This window comes from uncultured Gimesia sp., from assembly GCF_937910335.1.
GTDB lineage: Bacteria > Planctomycetota > Planctomycetia > Planctomycetales > Planctomycetaceae > Gimesia.
The window spans coordinates 1-4,883 of record NZ_CALEMX010000188.1 but is presented as its reverse complement, the minus strand read 5'-3'; the positions used below and the strand labels follow the sequence as shown (position 1 = coordinate 4,883).

Genomic DNA, 4,883 nt, shown 5'->3' with positions numbered 1-4,883 from the left:
TTCTCGCACACTTTACCATCTCATCCAATGACAATTAACGGATCGACATCTAGAGAGATCGCGCAAGCCGCATTCTAAACACGCCTATGCAATATCCGGGCTAGGGGCAGGTTGTTGCAAATCCGCGAGCCGTCATCATTCGGCCATCTGGCGCCTTAACTCAGTTGGGTATTGCGGCTAACCAAAAAAAACGGTTCGGACCGAGATCGATCCGAACCGTTTTATGTGTTCGCACTGACGTATTGCCTCAGGCAACCTGTCGGCGTCGCTTCAACCAAATACCAGCTCCGCCAAGCATCAAGAATGCGATGCTAGATGGTTCTGGTACAGCTGCTGCTCCACCAGCTATGTTGAAGACCCATTGGTGGGGGCTGCCAGCAAACGTCATAGCCGTTGGAGTTGTAATGGTAATGTTGGATGTATCAAATGAATCGATGGTGGCCCCTGCATCAGTCGCGGAACCCGCCGTTACGCCTGTAATTGTGTAGCCCAGATTTAATTCACTAAATGCCCAGGTGAACGAAGCGTTTAGTGGCGACGCAGTGGAATAATTGGTTTCAGTGAGGGTGAGGGTGCTTCCAGAGAAGACAAAGCTTACGTCTACAGGGGATCCTCCGGTAGTCGTCTCTGCTATGCCAAGAGTGAATCCTCCTGTCCAAGGAAACGCCTTGAGACCATTTACGGAACTATCACTACTGGTTATGAAGTAGTTATTAATCGGCGCCGCCTGAGCGTTTCCGGCGTATGCCATTGTCAAAGCGAAGATCGCTATTACTCGTTTCAATATCATGGCTGGCCTTGTATTTCTTGGGCAGTTACCGCGGATGCAGCTTATTGAAGCCTAAGTTGTTTCGGTTTTCAAGTACTAATATTGTTAATATAGAGTATTTGGGTGATTTATTATTGCGGGGCTTCTCGCAGAAAACATTGTGGGCCAATGTCACTCGATATTGCAGTTAACCACGGCTGAACGCTAAAACGAATCCCCGCTAAGTGGTTTTTCTGCACTGAAAATCTGATTTCCAGCGAGCGTCCGCAAGCGCGTGGCCCCAGGCGTCATTAGCTGTGTGTAAACTTTTTTATCAAGGCTTTCGGAAATTGTTCTCGCAGAACCATCACACATTGAAATAACGACGACTCCCGGGTGATTGGAGTTGAGGAATGGAGCTCCTTCTGGTCCGGCTTTCTTTTGGTTTGGGAACGGGGCCGTGGATAATTTCACCCCCGTCGGCGTATTGTTGAGCAATGCTCGCGACGCTTTGTTGGTATCCGTGGGTGCGGATGGGCCGCTTTCCAGTGGAAACATAAATCCGCAGCTGTTCAAGCTTGGGTTGGCCCAGTTAGTTTGGCCGGCGTTGACGTTTTCGCCCAACATTAACGTGTTAGACGATCCATCATAAATCTTGCCGGGGGCTGTGCACCTGTTTGTGCAAAGGCTTTTCACGAATGTATTGTTGGTGAAGTGGGGCCAAAATACCCCGGTGTGGAAAGAAATTTCCTGATCCTCCGTGTCATTCACTGATGAGTCGCCATTGCTGTTCCAATCCAACTGTGAGTTGAAATGAGCGTGGCCTTCACTATCAGTGGCAGAGTTAGCACCAGAAGTTTGGGAACCAAATCCGGCGTTGGCAACATATGTGAGTCCCCCGGAAACCTGAAACGCAGACTCGTCATTAGGGCACGCTAAAGCTTCAATATACAAGCCGCCCGCCAAGTTAGCGTTCACGGCTCCATTTATGTTAGTGACAGAGCTGTTCCACGGCAGAGCTTTGTCCCATCGGTCGTACGTGCCCTGTTGATCCATATACGGCAAAATCTCTACGACCCAGCTCCAGCCTTCTTGAAACGGAGGCGGAAAGCCTGATCCCGTAGGATCGTTGGGATAATAACTTAGCGCTGGCAGATGGCCCTTCGGGTTCGAACTGGCAAAGTTCATGCAGGCCACGGTGACGTTGCGGATGTTATTCAGGCACTGTGTGCGACGTCCTGCTTCTCGGGCATTTTGGATTGCTGGCAGGATTAACGACATCAACGTGGCGATGATTGAAATCACAACCAGCAATTCGATCAGGGTGAAGGCCGCCCTCGAACTTAAACGTTGCCTGTTCAGAGTCAGAGTCTGAGTCTGAGTGAATACGACCGTCCTGCGCATTACAATCTCCGCACATAAAGTAGAAGCGTGGGTACTCTAGGTTTCCTACATTCTTGTGTGCGATTAAGCACTTCTCTACACCCACCTCATTTTTTTTGAAGAATCGGAGAAATCCCAAACTTTTACTTAAACGTGGCGACTGAACTTAATCGAAATCGCGACGGCTTGTACGGCTTCGGTGTGAACGCATGCTCAGTATGCTCAGTTGTTCAGGGGGGGGGCCGACAGTCGATGCGTACATCACCAGTTTCTGATACGAAACAACCGCCGGCACTTACGCATTACAGCAACTGATTGGTTCAAACGGCGTCTCATACAACAGCACGACGCGGCAAGTCAGTGATCCACGTGGGACCCAATTCATTCATTCGCTGGCATATCGTCGACATGGACCTGGAGCTTTCCTGCAATCATTCCTGTTTAGGTGTCGCGGGTGCCGGCACCATGGCTTCCATGATGCGGCGATTCTCTTCTGCCAGCGTCGTTTCACCTAAGGCATCGTAGACCTGGCTCAGAAGTAATCTGACGTCCCGACTATTCGCTCCTTTACTAAGCGAAACTTCAAGATCTCGAAGTGCCTCGTCCCAGCGTTCGAGCGCAATGAACACTTCGGCTCGAGTAGACAGCACATCGCGGTGGCCTTTCAGGATCTCCAGCGCACTGTTGGCGATTTCCAGAGCTCGTTCAGCGTTTTCCGGATTGTCACGAACTAATGCGACTGCCAGGTTGTTAAGCACCATGGGATTTGAACGTGTCAGCGCGTAGGCTCGTTCCAGATAGCGACACGCTTGAGCAGGATTGTTCAGGTTCAGTGCACGAGTTCCAATCATGTTGTAGATGTCTGCATTACCCATCCCGGCCGTCAGCATTCTTGTCAAAGCTGTTTCAGCGGCTTCGGCAAGGTTCGTGCCGGAAGAACTTAGGTAAGCTAATCGTTCCAAAACGGCAATAGATACCGAATCTGTTCTGAGTGCATCTTCAAGAAGCTGCATGGCTTGTTGTGGATCTTCGAATGAGCCTTCCTTTTGTCGATTGTCGAACGCCAGCAGGCAACAATGGCCGTATGCCGTTTGTAACAGGGTTCGTTCCTGAGTCGCAGATTCCGAATCGGCAATATTGCGATCGTTGGTTTCCGGCCTGACATTATTGGTTTCGATAGCCGCCTGCAACAGGGCAAGGGCTTCATCGAATTGACTCAGCAAAATCAATGCCTCTGCATGCGTGATGATGTCTAATGTTGACAGAGCTTCCGAACGATTTTTAAAGTTGTCGACCACCTGATTCAGCGCCGCTGCGGCTTCGTCAGGTTTTCCTGTCGCGATCAGATGCTTTGCCTTCATGGCTTTGAATCGGATATCGGTTTCAACCAAGGGGGCCATTCTCGCGATTGCTTCTTCCGACCGCCCGGCTATTGCAAGAAGCTGCGATAGTTGCATCTCGTCTTCAAACGACCGCGATTCGATGTTGGAGTAAGCAGTGATTGATGGTTCAAGGTCTGCTGTCGAAAAGACAGCTCCGACTCGAGCCAGTGCCAGAATCTGCTCTGTTATTTGAGCTTCGGCCGGAGTCAGGTGTGCCGCCTTCACCAAATAGCGTGCACTTCTGTCACGATTCAATACCGACACCTGCAGGTCGCGGATAGCCATTCTGGAGTATAGTCGGGAAAGCTCCGACCGCAGTTCCTCAGCATTGTTTTGGGCAAGACCTTCCTTCAGAATCTGTTCTGCATCGCCAAACCTTTCGGCAAAAGCCTGGGCTTCAGCGCACCTGATTCGCATCTCAATGTTCGACGGGTCTGTCAAAAGCAGGTTACTGAAATGCCTTACCGAATTCTCAAGATGAAATTCAATCTGCTCGGGGCTTCTGTTAAGTGCTGTTTGAATCTGCGCCAAGGGCAGCCCTAATGCTGGAGAGGACTCCACGATTCTTAGCAGTCTGTCTTCTGCTTCCTTGAGGTTGCCGTCCTTCAGGTTCAACTCGGCAAGCATTTGATTTGCCACTTGATGCATCGGATCCGTCGCGACAATCAGACGCAATAGATCTTCCTGCATTTTTACCGTTAGCGGGATTCGGGGAGTCGGTCCAACAGCCTGGGTAGCCAGCCATAGTCGCGCGGGGTTGTAGCCATTGGGCCCTGCCTCCGACATCGATCTAAGGTAAGTCACACCTTTTGCTTCTTGGCCGTTTTCGATCAAGTTCAGGGCGAGTTGGAATTTGTAGCGGTTTTCGTTGGGACGGAGTTTTACCAGACCTTCCAGAAAGACGCTGCTCTGTTCTGCATCGCCCGACTTGATCGCTGCAGAGACCGCCGCTTCATAGCTTTGAACAACATGATCCTGTGGAGCGTTCTCTAGCCACCACACAAAAGCCGGGCCAAGCACGCCGAATGCCAGAAAGGGAACTCCCGCAAGCAGCCGATTGTACTTGCGTGAAAACACCCAACGCTCAAGGAATCCAAACATCCAGGCAAATACATTTTTGGCACTAAACCAGTCGCGCAGTTGGGGTAAGCACCGCTGTTCGCTCGACTCGCCGTAATTCGGAGTCGATTTTTGGGCTGGGGATTCAGTATTCTGTGCAGGTAATGATTCAGACATAAGTACGGTCGTTTATTTCAGCCTCGGCCCTGAATGTTTTGATTCAATAACTGAAGAAATCACAGTGCAAGCCATTGCAACGTGAGTGTTGAGCCACTGATCAGCACAGCAAAACCAAGCAGCACCTGATCGAT

Annotated in this window: 3 protein-coding genes; all 3 read right to left on the bottom strand. The window is 50.6% G+C overall.

Going from position 1 to position 4,883, the window contains the following annotated elements; genetic code table 11:
• Window positions 1–247: 247 nt before the first annotated feature.
• Window positions 248–790, bottom strand: coding sequence for a PEP-CTERM sorting domain-containing protein (locus Q0668_RS07165; RefSeq protein WP_298861972.1), 543 nt, complete (start codon window positions 788–790; stop codon window positions 248–250).
• Between the two features lie 183 nt (window positions 791–973).
• The gene (locus Q0668_RS07160; RefSeq protein ID WP_298861971.1) at window positions 974–2,152 is read right to left on the bottom strand and encodes a DUF1559 domain-containing protein; all 1,179 of its coding nucleotides are present in this window, start codon (window positions 2,150–2,152) and stop codon (window positions 974–976) included.
• A gap of 410 nt (window positions 2,153–2,562) precedes the next feature.
• Window positions 2,563–4,749 carry a hypothetical protein gene (locus Q0668_RS07155; RefSeq protein WP_298861969.1) on the bottom strand — a complete coding sequence of 729 codons (2,187 nt, stop codon included), beginning with the start codon at window positions 4,747–4,749 and terminating at the stop codon, window positions 2,563–2,565.
• Window positions 4,750–4,883 lie beyond the last annotated feature (134 nt).

Excerpts from the sequence above, each read along its gene's own strand:
- Q0668_RS07165 (WP_298861972.1), bottom strand. The coding sequence starts at position 790 with ATGATATTGAAACGAGTAATAGCGATCTTCGCTTTGACAATGGCATAC.
- Q0668_RS07160 (WP_298861971.1), bottom strand. The coding sequence starts at position 2,152 with ATGCGCAGGACGGTCGTATTCACTCAGACTCAGACTCTGACTCTGAAC.
- Q0668_RS07155 (WP_298861969.1), bottom strand. The coding sequence starts at position 4,749 with ATGTCTGAATCATTACCTGCACAGAATACTGAATCCCCAGCCCAAAAA.